The following is a 16,465-nucleotide window of genomic DNA, read 5'->3' on the forward strand; positions in this document are numbered from 1 at the left end:
AGTCTCGCACATTCTATTTTTCGTAGCCTGATTTCCCGGCATGGCGCCGGAGGACGAGAGACATGGAAGAATTTCACAAAGTCCGGCGTCTGCCGCCTTACGTCTTCGAGGAAGTCAATCGGCTGAAGGCGACCGCCCGGGCGCGCGGCGCCGACATCATCGATCTCGGCATGGGCAATCCCGATCTGCCGACGCCGCAATTCGTCGTCGACAAGATGTGCGAAGTCATCCAGGACCAGCGCACGCACCGCTATTCCGCCTCGAAGGGCATTGCCGGCCTCAGGCGCGCCCAGGCGGGCTATTACAAGCGCCGATTCGGGGTCACCCTCGATCCGGCGACCGAGGTGGTGGCGACGCTCGGCTCCAAGGAAGGCTTCGCCAACATGGCCCAGGCGATCACCGCGCCGGGCGACGTCGTCCTCTGCCCGAACCCGACCTATCCGATCCACGCTTTCGGCTTCCTGATGGCCGGCGGGACGATCCGCGCGATCCCGGCCAAGCCCGATCGGGACTTCTTTGCCGCCATCGACCGGGCGGTGCGCCACTCGATCCCGAAGCCGATCGCCATCATTCTGAATTATCCCTCCAATCCGACGGCCTATGTCGCCGATCTCGACTTCTACCGGGAGGTCGTCGACTTCGCGAAGAAGAACGAGATCATCGTTCTGTCAGACCTCGCCTATGCCGAGATCTATTTCGACGACGTGCCGCCGCCCTCGATCCTTCAGGTCGACGGCGCGATGGACGTCGCCGTCGAATTCACCTCGATGTCGAAGACCTTCTCGATGCCCGGCTGGCGCATCGGCTTTGCCGTCGGCAACAAGCGCCTCATCGCCGCGCTCGCAAGGGTGAAGTCCTATCTCGACTACGGCGCCTTCACGCCCATCCAGGTGGCGGCCACGGCGGCGTTGAACGGCGGCGATGCGGCAATCGAAGAGGTCCGCACGATCTATCGCCGGCGCCGCGACGTTCTGGTCGAATCCTTCGGCCGGGCGGGCTGGGACGTGCCGCCGCCGGCCTCGACCATGTTCGCCTGGGCGCCGATCCCGCCGGCCTATCGTCATCTCGGATCGCTGGAATTCTCCAAGCTCCTGATCGAAGAGGCGGAAGTCGCCGTTGCGCCGGGCATCGGCTTCGGCGAACATGGCGACGATCACGTGCGCATCGCGCTCGTCGAGAACGAGCATCGCATCCGCCAGGCCGCCCGCAACATCCGCCGGTTTCTTGCGTCGGGCGCCGAAGCCGGGCAGAACGTCGTCTCGCTGCGCGCCCGCTCGTAGCCGCCGTTTCGCGCGGGCGTCGGGCCAGGTCGTCCCGTCCGAAGGGCCGGCCGGGCACGCCAGCGATCGATACGCCGCATGACTGGCGTCCGGATCGTCCCTTGAGGGTCCGGACCAACCGCCTCGAGATGAGTTTGGCATGAAAAGCGAATTGCGGCTCGGCATCGCCGGGCTGGGCACCGTCGGCGCCAACGTGGCGCAACTGATCGAACGAAAGGCCGAGCTTCTCGCCGAGCGGGTCGGCCGGTCGATCCGTATCACCGCGATCTCGGCCCGCGACAGGAGCCGCTCGCGCGGCTTCGACGCCGACGGCATGGCCTGGTTCGACGATCCCGTCGAAATGGCCGAGACAGGCGAGATCGACGCCTTCGTCGAACTCGTCGGCGGATCGGACGGGGTTGCTCGGCAGGCTGTCGAGGCGGCGCTGCGGCGCGGCATCCCTGTGGTCACCGCCAACAAGGCGCTGCTCGCCCATCACGGGGTGGCGCTCGCCCGGCTCGCCGCGGAGAACGGCACCGAAATCCTCTTCGAAGCGGCCGTCGCCGGCGGCATTCCGGTCATCAAGACCATGCGCGAGGCGCTCTCGGCCAACGAGGTCTCCCGCGTCTACGGCATCCTCAACGGTACCTGCAACTACATCCTCACGCGGATGGAGAAGGAGGGCATCGGCTTCGACGCCTGCCTGAAGGACGCCCAGGCGCTCGGCTACGCGGAGGCCGACCCGACCTTCGACATCGGCGGCTTCGACGCGGCCCATAAGCTCGCGATCCTCACCTCGCTCGCCTTCGGAACGGAGATCTCGCTGGAGAGCATCTTCATCGAGGGCATTTCGAAGATCACTATCGCGGACATCGCCGCGGCCGCCGAACTCGGCTACCGGATCAAGCTGCTCGCCGTGGCGCTGAGGACTGACAGCGGCATCGAGCAGCGGGTTCATCCGGCGATGATCCCGGCGCGCTCGTCGCTGGCCCAGGTCGACGGCGTCACCAACGCGGTGGCGATCGATTCCGATCTTCTCGGCTCGATCCTGCTCGCCGGGCCCGGCGCCGGCGGCGCGGCGACGGCCTCGGCCGTCCTGTCCGACATCATGGACGTCGCCGGAGGCTTCGTGCCGCCGACGCTCGGCCTGCCGCCGTCGCGGCTACAGCCCTATCACCGGGCCCGCATGCGCGCCCATGAGGGCGGCTACTACATCCGCCTCGCCGTGTTCGACCGGGTCGGCGCCTTCGCCTCGATCGCCAGCCGCATGGCCGAGAACGGCATTTCGCTGGAATCGATCGTCCAGCGCAAGGCGGATCGTCAAGCCGGCGAAGGCACCGCCCCGGTGATCCTCGTCACCCACGATACCACCGAGGCGGCGATCAGAGCCGCGCTCGACGGCTTGTCGCGGGACGGGCACCTGTCTGGCGAGCCCCAGATGATCCGCATCGAGGACCTCGACTGAGAGGTCTCGGTCGAGAGATCCGAGTGCGGTCGGCGGTTGCGTCCGGATCGACGGCCCCGCTTGACGCAGCCGCTTGAGGCGCGGCCCGGCGATTGCGCTCGCGTGGCTCTCGTCGACCTCGACCGCGCCGCCGGACATACGTCTGATCGGCGCGGCGCCGCCGGCCCCCGATCGCTCGTCCCCGATGTCACGGTCGGCGGAACCCACCCCGAACCACCCGCCGTCGGCGACATCGCGCCGACACGCGACGGGCGCATATGAGCAGCCGCCTGCCAACCGTGGCGGGCAGTGCCACTTTCGGGCTATGCTCTGCAAATGGTCGGCTCGGCGACGAGATCGACGTCGTATCGCCCGAAGAGCCGGTGTAACTCGTGACGATGCCGCGCTGGAGCGGAGGGCGAATCAGATGATCGGAGCCATGGTGGAATTTGGCGGAGAATTGAACCGCGTCCTTTCCCTGGAACTGGCGCGCGTCACCGAACGGGCGGCCATCGCCGCGGCCCGATTGCGCGGACGCGGGGACGAGAAGGCCGCCGATCAGGCGGCAGTCGACGCGATGCGCCAGGCGCTCAACCAGATCGACATCGCCGGCACCGTGGTGATCGGCGAGGGCGAGCGCGACGAGGCGCCGATGCTCTACATCGGCGAGAAGGTGGGGCGAGGCGGCGTGGCCGTCGACATCGCCCTCGACCCGCTCGAGGGAACCACCGTCTGCGCCAAGAACCTGCCGAACTCGCTGGCCGTCGTCGCCATGGCCGAGAGCGGCAGTCTGTTGAACGCGCCCGACGTCTACATGGAAAAGATCGCCGTCGGACCGGGCTATCCGAAAGGCGTGGTGGATCTGTCCCGGTCGCCGGAGGAGAATCTCGAGGCCTTGGCCGAAGCCAAGGGCGTCCGCGTCGCCGATCTCACCGCCTGCATCCTCGACCGGCCGCGGCACGCCCAGCTCATCGCGGCGGTGCGCGAGGCGGGTGCCGCCATCCGGCTGATCGGGGATGGCGACGTGGCCGGGGTCATCCACACGACCGACCCGGAGGAAACCGGCATCGACATCTACATGGGCATCGGCGGCGCGCCAGAAGGCGTGCTGGCGGCGGCCGCTCTGCGCTGCACCGGCGGCCAGATGCAGGGCCGGCTGCAGCTCAACACCATCGAGAAGCGAGCCCGCGCCGAGCGGATGGGCGTCGGCGATCCGGCGAAGATCTACACGGCCGAGGAAATGGCGGCCGGAAACGTCATCTTCGCCGCGACCGGCGTGACCGACGGCAACCTCCTTGACGGCGTGCGCTTCTATCGCGACCGCGTCACCACCCACACGCTGCTGATGCGCTCTTTCACGCGCACCATCCGCGAGATTCGCGCCCACCATCACGTCAGCGACCTTGCGGAGGGCGTCACGCGTTCTCGCTGAACCGGAGGTGACGGCCGGCCGGACGGCATTCCCAGCAAGGGGCGGATTTGTCATAAGCGGGTGCGGACCCGCGACCGCACAAACCACACCGATGCCTCGAGACGAAATGCCTCCTGCGACTGCAAATTCTTTTCTCGGCGTCGAGAACTCCATCTCCGGGCGGCGCTGGGTCAGCGCCCTCGACGTCCGGAGCGAGGCGGCCGCTCTTGCCATGTCGCAAAAGCTCGGCCTGCCCGACGTCGTCGCCCGGGTTCTGGCGGCGCGGGGAGTCGAGACGGATCTTGCCGCGCGTTTCCTCGATCCGAAGCTGCGTCACGAGATGCCCGATCCCTCCGTCCTCACCGACATGGACGCGGCGGCCGCGCGTCTCGCGAGCGCCATCCTGCGGCGCGAACGGGTGGCGATCTTCGGCGATTACGATGTCGACGGCGCTGCCTCCTCGGCGCTGCTTTCGCGCTTCCTCCGTCATTACGGGCTGGATGCGATCGTGCGCATACCGGACCGTATCACCGAGGGGTACGGCCCGAACCGACCGGCGATCGACGAGCTCGCCGAGGCCGGCGCGACTCTCCTCGTCTCGGTCGACTGCGGCACGTCGAGCTTCGAGACCTTCGATCATGCCCGCAGCCAAGGTCTCGACGTCGTCGTCCTCGATCATCATCAGGCCGGCAGCGAAATTCCGCGCGTCGTCGCTTTGGTCAATCCGAACCGCCAGGACGATCTGTCGGGCCTCGGCTATCTCGCGGCGGCGGGCGTCGTCTTCATGACGATCGTCGCGACCCAGCGGCTGCTTCGGGGTCGGTCTTCGCAGGCCCCGCTCGATCTGATGGGGCTTCTCGATCTCGTTGCCCTCGCGACGGTCTGCGACGTCGTTCCGTTGAAGGGGCTGAACCGGGCGATCGTGGTGCAGGGCCTCACCGTCATGCGTCGCCAGGACAATCCCGGTTTGAAGGCGCTGTGCCGCATCGCCAGACTGTCCGGCCCGGTGCGTTCCGGACATTTGGGGTTCCTGCTCGGGCCGCGGATCAACGCCGGCGGCCGGATCGGCGACGCGGCCCTCGGCAGCCGGCTGCTGTGCCTCGACGACGAAGCCGCCGCCGATGCCATTGCCGAGCAGCTCGACCTGCTGAATCAGGAGCGGCAGACGATGGAGGCGCGGATGCTGGCGGAAGCGGATGCCGAAGTCGCCGCCGAGATCGGATCCGGCGAAGGGCCGCCGGTGGTCGTCGCAGCATCGAAGGACTGGCATCCCGGCATCGTCGGTCTGCTCGCCGCCCGCCTGAAGGAGCGCTACCGCCGCCCGGCATTCGCGATCGCCTTCGATCAGAACGGCAAGGGAGCCGGCTCCGGACGCTCGGTGGCGGGCGTCGACCTCGGCCGTATCGTCCGTCGGGCGGTGGACCGGGGGATCATCGAGAAGGGCGGCGGCCACGCGATGGCCGCAGGGCTGACGGTGCGGCGGGAGCGGCTCGGCGAGCTACGGGAATTCCTGGAAGCATCGGCGCAGGCGGACGTCGCGGCTGCGAGGGCGAGCGATGCGCTGCGAATCGACGGAGCGGTCAGTGCCGCCGGGCTGACCATGCCGCTCTACGAAATGCTGGAAAAGGCGGGGCCCTTCGGCTCGGGGCACGAGGCACCGCTCCTCGCCGTGCCGCGGCACAGGGTCGTCGACGCGCGGATCGTCGGGAACGGACACGTCGCGGTCCGCCTCAAGGGAGAAGATGGCGTCACGATGCGGGCGATCGCCTTCAAGGCGGCGGGCGGTGAACTCGGGGACCTCTTGATGTCGGGTCAGCCGATGCCCTTGCACGTGGCCGGCAGCCTGTCGGCGGATTCCTTCCGCGGCGAGCAGACGGTGGGCTTCAAAATCGGCGACGCGGCCGTCGCGAAGTTCGTGTGAAACGCGAGCCACCGTCTTCGACGCTCAGAAGGTCGGCGAAGCCCGTCCTGCTTCGCGACCGACCTTTCGATCGTCGGAGGTCGCCACCGTTCGCGGGCAAGCCCCGGGACGATGGAAGGCAAATGTCACTCGGTGGTTTCGGCCACCGGGTTGAGGGAAGCCAACAGGGCATCGAGAGCCCGGCGGGTCTCCGGCGAAAGAGCCTTCAGGTTCTTCAGCATCCGCAGATCGGCCTTCGACAGCGTCGGATACGCTTCGAAGGTCGGCATCTCCTCGAAGAACCAAGTGACCTCACGCCCCAAGGTGTCGGAGATCTCCCGCAGGCGACCTGCGGAAATTCGATTCAAACCCTTCTCGTATTTCTGGACTTGCTGGAATGTAATTCCGAGCGCTTCGGCCAGTTTTTCTTGAGACATACCCGTCTCCAGGCGCGCCAGCCGGATGCGGGCGGCGATTTGACGATCTATGTCGGAGGCAGCTTTTGAGTTACGCATAGTTTGACTGTCTTATCGGTTTCGCTGCATCGACTGTTGGGCAAGGATTTTGATTGCCAAAGTCACCGCAGCGGCAGCTTCTGGACGGTCATGCTCTAACTCAGGAATTGCATAAATCAAAGCATGCAGAATGGCATTTCGGTTAACGGATGCGGGAGGAAGAGTTCGCTCCGGTATCAGGAGGCGGTCGTCACACTCGTAGATGGCAGCTTCGACGGCGCGTGCGGCGGCAAGGGAGAGGCTCCGCACGGCGGATAGGCTGGAGATGAGAAAGTGTGCAGCTTCCTGAGCCTGCGACAACCGCATGGTGTCCTCGGATATCATTGCCGTTCCTCCACAGTTTAAGGCTTTTTCCCGTGCAGCCGAGGCACGACTTTCGTATTGGTTGTGGGCGAATTTGCCGCACCCCGGCCTGGTGCCGCAAATCCGAAAACGTGGTCGTTTTCGCCTGGAGCGGGATCGCTCCTTCGCCCCGATTCGGCATGGGGCGACGACGCGATCGTGCGGATCTGCCGTGGAGCGGGCGGAAACGGCCCGGTCGAAGCGGCTGGCCGGAGCAGTCTTCGGCCGAGACGACGAACCCCTGTCTGGCGGACGGCGGCATCATGACGACGGGCGCACGCCGCTTTCGCTGGTTCCTCCAGCCTCGAAACGGCGAACCCGCGAGGCGGCCGCCGGGCTCGGCAGCCCCGCGGATGCTGCCGGGATGCATCCACTCGCGATACGGATCGTCGGGTTCGGAAAGGTCCATTGCTGCCTGCCGCGCTTCGGCGTGTCGATTGAACACAACAATGAATCGAATTTTACGTCAACGCGTCACGTAACCGATTGCACTTCGCGCAACGGGTCGTTCGGCGAGTTTCGGCTTCTAGTCTTGCCTGCCGGGTGTCCGTTACCAACCCAACTTCAAGTAGATCGCGGATAAGCAGCGCATCCGCCTGCGCGCGGACGGTCGAATCCGAAGCGACTCGGTCTTTCAAGCTCGGGGGCGGTCGGTCATTGATTGTCGGCCCGGCTGGCATTGGAGAGAAAGACCATCGGGATCGACCGCGAGAGCGGACCGTCACGGCGTGTATTCGTATTGCCGAAGCGCGAGATCTCGATGATCTTGGTCTTGTCCGGCGACATAGCTGAAACGACGATCGGACGTCGGAGCGACTTTTTTTTTCGCGCCCCGGCCCGGCCTTCTGACGATCGTGCGGGGCGCCGGTGGGCGCCGCCGCTGCGAGTTTCGGGGCCTGCGCGATCAGAGTGCGGAGAGGAGATCCGGGGTCGGCCAGCCGTCGGCGGCAAGGCCCAGACGCAGTTGTTCCTGGCGGACGGCGGCGCGCGTGTTCTCGCCGACGATGCCGTCGACCCCGCCGACGTCGTAGCCCTTGTCGACGAGCTTCTGCTGCAGGACCTTGGTCTGGTCGACCGAGAGACCCGGCGCCGGATTGCCCATGTCGACGGGTTCGGCCCCGGCGAGGCGCGTGGCGAAATAGCCGGCGGTCAGCGAATAGACGAGCGACTTGTTCCAGGCGAGATAGATGTCGAAGTTCGCAAAGGCCAGGAAGGCGGGCCCGTTCCGCCCCATCGGCAGGATCAGCGCGGCCGCCATCTCGTCGTTTTCCAAGGGCGAGCCGTCGGCCTTGGTGACGCCGAGCGACGCGAAGTTCGCCCGGGACTCCTTGTTGACCAGCGCCGCACGGTCCCACGGAAAGTCGGACGGCACCTTCACTGCCTCAAGCCACGGCTCCCCACGGCGCCAGCCGAGCGAGGCGATGTACTTGCCGGTGGTCATCAGGACGTCGGCCGTGTCCTTGCGCAGGTCGACCCGGCCGTTCTCGTCCGCGTCGGTGCCGAAGGCGACGTATTCCTCGGGCAGAAGCTGGGTCTGGCCGATCTCGCCGGCCCAGGCACCGCGCATTTCCTCCGGCCGCAGATAGCCCTTGTCGACGATTTCGATCGCCGCGATGAGATGCGGACGGAACAGTTCCGGGCGGCGGCAGTCGTGGGCGAGCGTGGCGAGGGCGGGAAGCGTCTCGAAATCGCCGAGCACCGCCCCGTAGTCGGTCTCGAGGCCCCAGAAGCTGGTGATCACCGCGGCAGGGACGCCGGTCTCGGCTTCGACGTCCCGGAAGACGCCGGCATATTTCTGCATGTTCTGCCGGCCGAACTTCAGGCGATAGCCGCTGACCATGCGGGTCGCGAACTGCCGCCAGTCCTGGGCGAACACGCCCTGCGCGCGGTCCCTGGTGAGGACCTTCGGCTCGAGCCGCATGTCCGCCACCGCCGCGTCGACGGCGCTCTGCGAAAAGCCTTTCGCCAGGGCTTCCTGCTTCACGCCCTCAAGGAAGGCGGGAAAATCGCCCCCGCATTGCTGCGCGTTGGCGCCGACCGTTCCGGCAGCGAGCAGACAAGTGGCGACGGCCAGACGCGGCAGAATCGGCATGAAGTTCGGCTCCGGTCAAAAAAATCTTGCATCGCCGCGCCGTTAGCGCGTCTTGATGGCAGATTGAAGAACTTTATTTCGCCAGATTGACCTTAAGCCATTTTATCCAGTCGTCGCGCGTACCGGCAAAGGCGTTGCGGTCGACGTTCCCCCTGATGCCGGGAACGCTGCCCGTGGCCGTATACTGCCAGAAGCGGAATTTGCGGTCCTCGTAGACGTTGTCGGGATGGTCGGCGACGGCGCGCAACCAGAATTCGTGGTTGGGAAAGGCGCCGACCAGCCGGTCGCGGTGGACGTCGATCGGAATGTAGAGGATCGGGCGCTGGCCGTAATGTCTTTCGAGGATCGCCGACATCTTGCCGACCTCGCGTAGCATTTCCGCCCGCGGCGGGCGGATGGTGCAGGTCGGCGAAAACGGCGTCCATTCGACGTCGATCACCGGCGGCAGGGCTCCGCGCTGCTTCGGCACGTTTTCGATGAACCATGCGGCCTGCTCGTCGCCGGGCCGGCAGTGATACCAGAAATGATAGCCGCCGCGGGGGATGCGCGCTGCGGCGGCCCCTGCCCAGTACTCCTTGAAACGGTCGTCGAGGCGGTCGCCGCCTTCCGTCGCCTTCATCCAGACGAAGGAGACGCCGCCGTCGCGGGCCGCCTCCCAGTCGATGCCGCCCTGGTATTTTGCGACGTCGATGCCATGCACCGGATACTGATGGGCGGCCTCCGCCGAGAAATCCGACAGGCCGAGACCTTCGACGCTCATCGTCGTCGAACGGCAGCCGGCAAGACCGGCGGCACCGAGGAGGCCCGCCAGCATCGTCCGCCGCGACAGGGTGCCTCGGCGGTCGGACCCCGAGGGTGCGATCCTTCCGGCCTTCGCGTCGTTCCAGTCGTCCATCGCCGACCAATCTCCGAGATCTGCCAAGCCAATCATCCTTGCAAAGAGGAGCGGGCGGAGGCGTGCGAGTCGACGCCCCGATGCCGGCGCCTGGAAAGGCCCCGCAACTGTGCTACCTCGGGCAAGTCAACACGGGCAACTTGACCGGGCCTTGCAGAGGGGCGATAGCGAAATCGTGTGTGCGCTTCGCCCGAGGACCGGCGCAGGCGCGGTCATCGGGTTCGGCGTTTCCGACGGCCGGAACGGCGCTAATTTCGATCGAGAGCCTTTTCGAAGCCCGGCGCGTGGCCGAGCCCTGGAACCGACCCAGACGCGAAGCGGACGGATCAAAGCCGATGGCGATCTTCTCCACCTTCAGCACCCTTCTGCAGTCGGTATCGGATGGCGGCCGGGCGACGCTCGGGGCGATTCTGGAGGCGATCCGGTCACTGTTCGCCGGTGATCCCGCGACCCGGCAGAGGGTCGCCTTTTCCGTCGCGATCATCGCGCTTTCCGCCAAGATGGCAAAGGCCGACGGCATCGTCTCGGCCTCGGAGATCTCCGCCTTCCGGCAGATCCTCGAGATCCCGCCGGAGGAGATGCGCAACGTCTTCCGGCTGTACGACATCGCCACCCAGGACATCGCCGGCTTCGAAGTCTACGCCACCCGCCTGCGGTCGCTCTGCGAGGACGAAAGCGGCAATTGCCAGCTCCTCGGCGACGTGCTCGACGCGCTCTTCCACATCGCCAAGGCCGACGGGCTCGTCCACGAGCGCGAACTCGCATTCATCGAGGAGATCGCGACGATCTTCGGCCTCGACGAGGCGGCCTTCACACGACTGCGCGAGCGCCACATCGCCGGCCCGGACAATCCCTATGCCGTGCTCGGTCTCGAAGCCGACGCGACGCCCGGCGAGGCACGGCGGCGGTATCTCACGCTCGTCAAGGAAAACCATCCCGACCGTCTGGTCGCCCGGGGCGTGCCCGACGAGTTCATGTTCATCGCCTCGGAGCGGATGAAGGCGATCAACGAAGCCTATTCGAAGATCGCCAAGCGAGACGCGGCTTGACCGGCGACAGCATGCTCGTCGACGAGCTCAGGCCCTCGCCGAACTTCAACGCCCGTCGCTGCCTCGCCCGGCCGAGCGTCCTCCTCCTGCACTATACGGGCATGGGGAGCGGCGAAGGGGCCGTGCGCTGGCTCGAGAATCCGGCGAGCGAGGTCTCCTGCCACTACGTCGTCCACGAGGACGGCCGGATCGTCCAGATGGTGCGCGAGTGCGACCGTGCGTGGCACGCGGGGCAGGGCAGTTGGCAGGGGGTCTCCGACGTCAATTCGCTGTCGCTCGGCATCGAGATCGTCAATCCCGGCCATGCGGGCGGCTCGCCGGATTATCCGGACCGGCAGATCGAGGCGGTGATCCGGCTCTGTACCGACATCCTCGGCCGCCATCCGATTGCGCCCGCGCGGGTGCTCGGCCATTCCGACGTCGCGCCGGCCCGCAAGCAGGATCCCGGCGAGAAATTCCCCTGGGCGCGACTGCACCGGGCCGGCATCGGTCATTTCGTTCCCCCGGCCGAAATCTGCGATGGCCCCGCCCTTTGCGAGGGCGACGCGGGGCCGGACGTGCTCGCCTGGCAGCGAGGGCTTTCCGCCTATGGCTACGAGGTGGCGCCGACGGGATGTTTCGACGCGCAGACGGCGCTCGCCACGGCGGCGTTCCAGCGCCATTTCCGGCCGGCCCGCGTCGACGGGATCGCCGACCTCTCGACCGCCCGGACCCTGGATGCCCTGATTGCCGCCCTTCCGTATGCGGGCGCCGCGGCGACGGCATGACGCTCCCTCGCGCGCATCACGGCGATTGACAAGCGCCGCCCCGTGGCCGAGTGAGGGCCGTCAGCCGGCCGGGCGGCCGCTCCCGTCACATGCCGAAAGGCGGCGGGGGAGGAAAGTCCGGGCTCCACGGAGAGACGGTGCCGGATAACGTCCGGCGGGGGCGACCCTAGGGAAAGTGCCACAGAAACCAGACCGCCCCGCCTACAGTACGGCTCGGCTTCCATCGCGGCGGATGCGCGAAGCGCGACCGAGCCGCACTGTTGGCGGGGTAAGGGTGAAAAGGTGGGGTAAGAGCCCACCGCGGCGCTGGTAACAGCGGCGGCATGGTAAACCCCACCGGGAGCAAGACCGAATAGGGACGACGTGGCGTGGGATTTCGTCCCACTGCCGGCCTCTCTCCGGGTCAGTCGTCCGGGTGGGTTGCTAGAGGCGGTCCGCGAGGACCGTCCCAGAGGAATGGTCGCCGGGCGGCTCTGCCGCTCACAGAACCCGGCTTACAGGCCGGCTGACACCGCCACCTTCACCCATCGATCCGAGGCGCCTTTCGAAGGTCGCGGTGCTGGCGCAGGTCGGGGCGCGGGAGGAGGGAGAGCGGCTTCCCGGCGCCGCGACGATCGTCGGCGCCTACTCGCCGCTGGTCCGACCCGTGCCCACGTTTGACCATGTCGCTAGCCGGCAATGGAATTTCGCTCCCGACCGGTTCCGACGGCTCGAACATGCTGGGGAGCAGCGCCTCGGCCTTATGCCGCAGGCATTCCGGACCTTGGGTCAGCTTTCATAGCCAAATCGGAAGCATTCATGACCAAGTCGGAATTCATTAATGTTAGTGGGGCGTTAACGGGTCTCGCGTAAGCTGGCGACTTCCAGGAACGAACGGCGCGACAGGTCGCTTCCCATTGACGCCCACGGACGCCCATGCTATCCCAAAACCCATGTCGAAAGGGCCGTTTCGGGCCCCCATTCAAGCAAAGCGTATCGTGCTTCCGTCCGTCGGAAGAAGCGGGCCGGGCTTCGTCGCAAGCCCCGGCCGGAGGGTGGTGTCGTGCCTTCCGTCCGACGGGCGCGGAGGTCGGAGTGGGTGTTGCGAAGGCGCGAATGCCGGGCGAGGTGGGTCGTTTAGTTGTCGATGGACCGCTTTCTTTCGAGCTACGTCCACAACGTCGACTCCAAGGGTCGGGTGTCCGTTCCCTCGCAGTTTCGGCAGGTGATCGAGCGGCGCGGCATTCGCGAGCTGTTCGCCATGCGGGCGCTTTCGCAGCCGGCGATCAACGTCGGCGGGCCGGAAATGATGGAGCATTTCGAGAAGCAGATGGAGGCGCTCGATCCGTTCAGCGATCTCTATCAGGAGATGGCGCTCTACGCCTATGGCGACGGGGCCTATCTGAAGACCGACACGGAGGGGCGTATCCTGATGACCGATTTCATTCGGTCCCATACGGGGATCACGGACCGCGTCACCTTCGTCGGTGTGAAGGATACGTTTCAGCTCTGGGAGCCGGAGCGTTTCGATGCGGTGCGCGGGGCGCTGCGCGACCGGTTGAGGGAAAAACTCACGGGGGGTCGGGGGGCTTCGGTCTCCACCGAGACACCGGAATAATGGCGGGCGACGAAGGGACCGAGGATCCCGGCGTTGGCGGACCAGTTCGTCATGTTCCGGTGCTTTTGGACGAAGTGGTCGGCGCGCTCGCGCCGGCCACCGGCGACGTCGTCGTCGACGGCACCTTCGGTGCAGGCGGCTACAGCCGGGCGATCCTCGGACGTGGCGCGAACGTCGTCGCGATCGACCGCGATCCGACCGCCGTCGCTGCGGGGCAAGCGCTGCTGCGCGAGCACGGTGGTCGTCTCGTCCTCGTCGAGGGTCGCTTCTCCGAACTCGACCTCGTCGCTGCCGCGCAGGCACCTGCCGGCGTCGACGGTGTGGTTCTCGACATCGGCGTGTCGTCCATGCAGATCGATCAGGCCGAGCGTGGCTTCTCGTTCCAGAAGGACGGGCCGCTCGACATGCGCATGGGCAACCATGGAGCAACGGCTGCAGATGTCGTCAATACGCTGAAGGCCGGCGATCTCGCCCGCGTCCTCGGCTTTCTCGGCGAGGAGCGGCAGGCCGGACGGATCGCCCGGGCGATCGTCGCCCGGCGGGGCGAGCGGCCGTTCGAGCGCACGCTCGATCTCGCTCAGGTCATCGCCGGCGTGGTGGGGCGCTCGCCCAAGGACAAGATCGATCCGGCCACCCGCAGCTTTCAGGCGCTGCGCATCTTCGTCAACGACGAGCTCGGCGAACTGGCGCGGGCGCTCGTCGCCGCCGAGCGGGTGCTGAAGCCCGGCGGACGGCTCGTCGTCGTCACCTTCCACTCGCTGGAGGACAGGATCGTCAAGCGCTTCCTCAAGGATCGCTCGACGCAGCCGTCCGGCTCGCGGCATCTGCCGAATGTCGGCCACCACGCGATCACCTTTTCCGCCGGCAACAAGGCGTTGGCGGCGAGCGAGGCCGAGGCGGACCGAAACCCGCGTGCGCGCTCGGCCAAACTCCGGACCGGAATCCGGACCGCGCAAGCGCCGCGCGACGCCGCGGACGCCCTCGCATTCGCCGGGCTGCCGAGCCTTGCCGACCTGCCCGAGACGGGAGCTTAAGCCGTGCTGAAGACACTGAACACCTTGCTGATCGCGGCGATGCTGGGGGCTGCGGCCTATACTTACGGCATCAAGCACGAAGCCGAACTGCTCGAGGCGGAAGTCTCCAAGGTCGATCGCAAGATCGCTCTCGAGAAGGAGACGATCTCGCTCCTGGAAGCGGACTGGACGCTTCTGGAGCAGCCCGGCCGTCTGCAGCGGCTGGTCGACATCTATGCCGACGAGCTTCAGCTGAAGCCGATCCGCCCCGAGCAGATCGTCGAGCCCGACGAACTGCCCGCACCGCGAGCCGTGCCGCTTCCGGCGCCCATCCCCGAGGAAGGGCGCCTTGCCTACAACACCGGGACGAGCCACCCATGAAGCGCTTCATCTCCGCCTTGAAACGCAGCGTCCGTCCGGTCGAACCGACCGCCGGAGAGGCCGGGCCCGGCCGGGCGCCCCGCGCCCCGGGTCGCCGGCGTCCCGGCCTTGACGGGCCGAAGAGTTCCGGCCGTTTCGCGCTGGCCATCGGGCTCTTCGCCGCAGTCTATCTCGTCATCGGTGCGCGGCTCGTCGAATGGGGTGCTGCCCCCGGCGAGACGGCCACCTATTTCCGCTCCAACCAGATCATGAGCGCGCGGCCGCAGATCATCGACCGTGACGGCCGGGTGCTGGCGACCGACATCACCACCTTCTCGCTGTTCGCCGAGCCGCGCCGGATCATCGATGCCGACGAGGCGAGCGAGCTTCTGCTCACCGTGATGCCGGATCTCGATCCGAAATGGCTCTACAAGCGGTTGTCCGGCGACCAGGGCTTCGTCTGGCTGCGCCGGGAACTCACGCCCGGGCAGAAGCAGGCGATCCTCGATCTCGGCATCCCCGGCATCGGCTTCCGTTCGGAAAAGAGCCGCTTCTATCCCGGCCGCAGCAGCGCCGCCTACATCGTCGGCCACGTCAACGTCGACAATCAGGGCACGGCGGGGATGGAGAAGTGGATCGACGATCAGGGCTACAGGGCCCTGCAGAACTCCGGTCTCGCCACCGAAGCCGACCTGACTCCCGTCAAGCTCTCGATGGACCTCAGGGTCCAGCACATCGTCCAGGACGAGATCGAGCAGGGCATGGAGCGATATCAGGCGCTGGCCGCCGGCGGCGTCGTGCTCGACGTCGAGACCGGCGAGATCATCGCCATGACGTCGGTGCCCGACTACGATCCGAACGTTCCGTCCCAGGCCCTCGACAAGAACCGGCTGAACCGCATGTCGGCGGGCCTCTACGAAATGGGCTCGACCTTCAAGACCTTCACCACGGCGATGGCGCTCGATTCCGGGAAGGTCAAGCTGACCGATTCCTTCGACGCCTCGAAGCCGATCCGCATCGGCGGCTTCTCGATCAGCGACTTCCACGGCAAGCGCCGCGTCCTGTCGGTGCCGGAGATCTTCATCTACTCCTCCAACATCGGCACGGCGCAGGAGGCCGAGAAGGTCGGCATCGAGGCGCATCAGGCGTTCCTGACCAAGCTCGGCCTGCTCAGCAAGTGGAAGACCGAGTTGCCGGAGGTCGCGACGCCGACCCAGCCGAAGGTCTGGAAGCTGATCAACTCGATCACGATTTCCTTCGGCCACGGCGTCTCTACGACGCCCCTCAACACGGCCGTCGCGGCCGCCGCCCTGATGAACGGCGGCAAGCTCATCCCGCCGACCTTCCTGCCGCGCAGCAAGGAGGAGGCCGATGCGATCGCGGAACGCGTCGTGTCCGAGAAGACCAGCGACGAGATGCGCTATCTGTTCCGCCTCAACGTCGCCGACCAGCGCGGCTCGGGCAACAACGCCGACATCAAGGGCTACCGCGTCGGCGGCAAGACCGGCACGGCCAACAAGGTCGTCCACGGCCGCTACTCCGACACCAAGAAGTTCAACGCCTTCCTGGCGTCCTTCCCGATCGACCATCCGCGTTACATCGTCCTGACCGTCATCGACGAGCCGAAGGCGGAAAAGGGCAAGTACTACGCGACCGCCGGCATGAACGCGGCAGTCATGGCCGGCAACATCATCCGACGGTCGGCGACCTTCCTCGGTGTCCATCCCGAATTCGGGGAGACCGGAAAGTCCTTGCTCGTCTCATATTAGGCTCTAGAAGACGGGTCATCCCGTCGGCCACATGCCGGCGTCCGACCGAGCA

Annotated in this window: 14 protein-coding genes and 1 other RNA gene; 11 read left to right on the forward strand and 4 right to left on the reverse strand. The window is 66.6% G+C overall.

The window, feature by feature from the left end; translation table 11 throughout:
- The first annotated feature begins 62 nt into the window (after positions 1-62).
- From LZD57_RS18810 to recJ, 4 genes are all read left to right on the forward strand, one after another.
- On the forward strand, positions 63-1,280 hold the full coding sequence (locus LZD57_RS18810; protein ID WP_233721105.1) for an LL-diaminopimelate aminotransferase: 1,218 nt from the start codon (positions 63-65) through the stop codon (positions 1,278-1,280).
- 139 nt (positions 1,281-1,419) lie between these two features.
- Positions 1,420-2,724 carry a homoserine dehydrogenase gene (locus LZD57_RS18815; protein WP_233721107.1) on the forward strand — a complete coding sequence of 435 codons (1,305 nt, stop codon included), beginning with the start codon at positions 1,420-1,422 and terminating at the stop codon, positions 2,722-2,724.
- Positions 2,725-3,130: 406 nt separating this feature from the next.
- Positions 3,131-4,135 carry a class II fructose-bisphosphatase gene (glpX, locus tag LZD57_RS18820; RefSeq protein ID WP_233721109.1) on the forward strand — a complete coding sequence of 335 codons (1,005 nt, stop codon included), beginning with the start codon at positions 3,131-3,133 and terminating at the stop codon, positions 4,133-4,135.
- A gap of 106 nt (positions 4,136-4,241) precedes the next feature.
- Entirely contained in the window at positions 4,242-6,035 is a 1,794-nt protein-coding gene (gene recJ / locus LZD57_RS18825; RefSeq protein ID WP_233721111.1) for a single-stranded-DNA-specific exonuclease RecJ, read from the forward strand.
- 125 nt (positions 6,036-6,160) lie between these two features.
- Here recJ and LZD57_RS18830 read toward each other — a convergent pair whose 3' ends face one another.
- From LZD57_RS18830 to LZD57_RS18845, 4 genes are all read right to left on the reverse strand, one after another.
- On the reverse strand, positions 6,161-6,529 hold the full coding sequence (locus LZD57_RS18830; protein WP_233721112.1) for a helix-turn-helix domain-containing protein: 369 nt from the start codon (positions 6,527-6,529) through the stop codon (positions 6,161-6,163).
- 12 nt (positions 6,530-6,541) lie between these two features.
- Entirely contained in the window at positions 6,542-6,853 is a 312-nt protein-coding gene (locus LZD57_RS18835) for a hypothetical protein (RefSeq protein ID WP_233721114.1), read from the reverse strand.
- A gap of 922 nt (positions 6,854-7,775) precedes the next feature.
- Positions 7,776-8,963: a lytic murein transglycosylase gene (locus LZD57_RS18840; protein WP_233721116.1), complete on the reverse strand. Its 1,188-nt coding sequence runs from the start codon at positions 8,961-8,963 to the stop codon at positions 7,776-7,778.
- Between the two features lie 73 nt (positions 8,964-9,036).
- Complete coding sequence (locus LZD57_RS18845) at positions 9,037-9,777, reverse strand: glycoside hydrolase family 25 protein (protein WP_420844833.1); 741 nt, start codon at positions 9,775-9,777, stop codon at positions 9,037-9,039.
- 416 nt (positions 9,778-10,193) lie between these two features.
- Here LZD57_RS18845 and LZD57_RS18850 point away from each other — a divergent pair, with 416 nt between their 5' ends.
- The 7 genes from LZD57_RS18850 to LZD57_RS18880 all read left to right on the forward strand — a co-directional run bounded on the left by LZD57_RS18850 (position 10,194) and on the right by LZD57_RS18880 (position 16,413).
- Positions 10,194-10,907, forward strand: coding sequence for a J domain-containing protein (locus LZD57_RS18850; protein ID WP_233721120.1), 714 nt, complete (start codon positions 10,194-10,196; stop codon positions 10,905-10,907).
- Positions 10,908-10,918: 11 nt separating this feature from the next.
- Complete coding sequence (locus LZD57_RS18855) at positions 10,919-11,674, forward strand: N-acetylmuramoyl-L-alanine amidase (RefSeq protein WP_233721199.1); 756 nt, start codon at positions 10,919-10,921, stop codon at positions 11,672-11,674.
- A 60-nt stretch (positions 11,675-11,734) separates the two neighbouring features.
- An RNA gene (rnpB, locus tag LZD57_RS18860) (RNase P RNA component class A) lies at positions 11,735-12,187 on the forward strand.
- Between the two features lie 613 nt (positions 12,188-12,800).
- On the forward strand, positions 12,801-13,271 hold the full coding sequence (gene mraZ, locus LZD57_RS18865; protein WP_233721122.1) for a division/cell wall cluster transcriptional repressor MraZ: 471 nt from the start codon (positions 12,801-12,803) through the stop codon (positions 13,269-13,271).
- Entirely contained in the window at positions 13,271-14,305 is a 1,035-nt protein-coding gene (gene rsmH / locus LZD57_RS18870; RefSeq protein ID WP_233721124.1) for a 16S rRNA (cytosine(1402)-N(4))-methyltransferase RsmH, read from the forward strand. The genes mraZ and rsmH overlap by 1 nt, the downstream gene beginning before the upstream one ends.
- Positions 14,306-14,308: 3 nt before the next feature.
- Positions 14,309-14,665 carry a cell division protein FtsL gene (gene ftsL / locus LZD57_RS18875; RefSeq protein WP_233721126.1) on the forward strand — a complete coding sequence of 119 codons (357 nt, stop codon included), beginning with the start codon at positions 14,309-14,311 and terminating at the stop codon, positions 14,663-14,665.
- Positions 14,662-16,413, forward strand: a complete 1,752-nt coding sequence (locus tag LZD57_RS18880) for a peptidoglycan D,D-transpeptidase FtsI family protein (protein WP_233721127.1) — start codon at positions 14,662-14,664, stop codon at positions 16,411-16,413. Before ftsL ends, LZD57_RS18880 begins: the two co-directional genes overlap by 4 nt.
- Positions 16,414-16,465: the final 52 nt, after the last annotated feature.

Source organism: Jiella avicenniae (assembly GCF_021390325.1).
In the GTDB taxonomy this organism is placed as follows: Bacteria; Pseudomonadota; Alphaproteobacteria; order Rhizobiales; family Rhizobiaceae; genus Jiella; species Jiella avicenniae.

Excerpts from the sequence above, each read along its gene's own strand:
- recJ (WP_233721111.1), top strand. The coding sequence starts at position 4,242 with ATGCCTCCTGCGACTGCAAATTCTTTTCTCGGCGTCGAGAACTCCATC.
- mraZ (WP_233721122.1), top strand. The coding sequence starts at position 12,801 with ATGGACCGCTTTCTTTCGAGCTACGTCCACAACGTCGACTCCAAGGGT.
- rsmH (WP_233721124.1), top strand. The coding sequence starts at position 13,271 with ATGGCGGGCGACGAAGGGACCGAGGATCCCGGCGTTGGCGGACCAGTT.
- LZD57_RS18810 (WP_233721105.1), top strand. The coding sequence starts at position 63 with ATGGAAGAATTTCACAAAGTCCGGCGTCTGCCGCCTTACGTCTTCGAG.
- glpX (WP_233721109.1), top strand. The coding sequence starts at position 3,131 with ATGATCGGAGCCATGGTGGAATTTGGCGGAGAATTGAACCGCGTCCTT.
- LZD57_RS18855 (WP_233721199.1), top strand. The coding sequence starts at position 10,919 with ATGCTCGTCGACGAGCTCAGGCCCTCGCCGAACTTCAACGCCCGTCGC.
- LZD57_RS18815 (WP_233721107.1), top strand. The coding sequence starts at position 1,420 with ATGAAAAGCGAATTGCGGCTCGGCATCGCCGGGCTGGGCACCGTCGGC.
- LZD57_RS18840 (WP_233721116.1), bottom strand. The coding sequence starts at position 8,963 with ATGCCGATTCTGCCGCGTCTGGCCGTCGCCACTTGTCTGCTCGCTGCC.
- LZD57_RS18850 (WP_233721120.1), top strand. The coding sequence starts at position 10,194 with ATGGCGATCTTCTCCACCTTCAGCACCCTTCTGCAGTCGGTATCGGAT.
- LZD57_RS18845 (WP_420844833.1), bottom strand. The coding sequence starts at position 9,777 with ATGCTGGCGGGCCTCCTCGGTGCCGCCGGTCTTGCCGGCTGCCGTTCG.
- LZD57_RS18880 (WP_233721127.1), top strand. The coding sequence starts at position 14,662 with ATGAAGCGCTTCATCTCCGCCTTGAAACGCAGCGTCCGTCCGGTCGAA.
- LZD57_RS18830 (WP_233721112.1), bottom strand. The coding sequence starts at position 6,529 with ATGCGTAACTCAAAAGCTGCCTCCGACATAGATCGTCAAATCGCCGCC.
- LZD57_RS18835 (WP_233721114.1), bottom strand. The coding sequence starts at position 6,853 with ATGATATCCGAGGACACCATGCGGTTGTCGCAGGCTCAGGAAGCTGCA.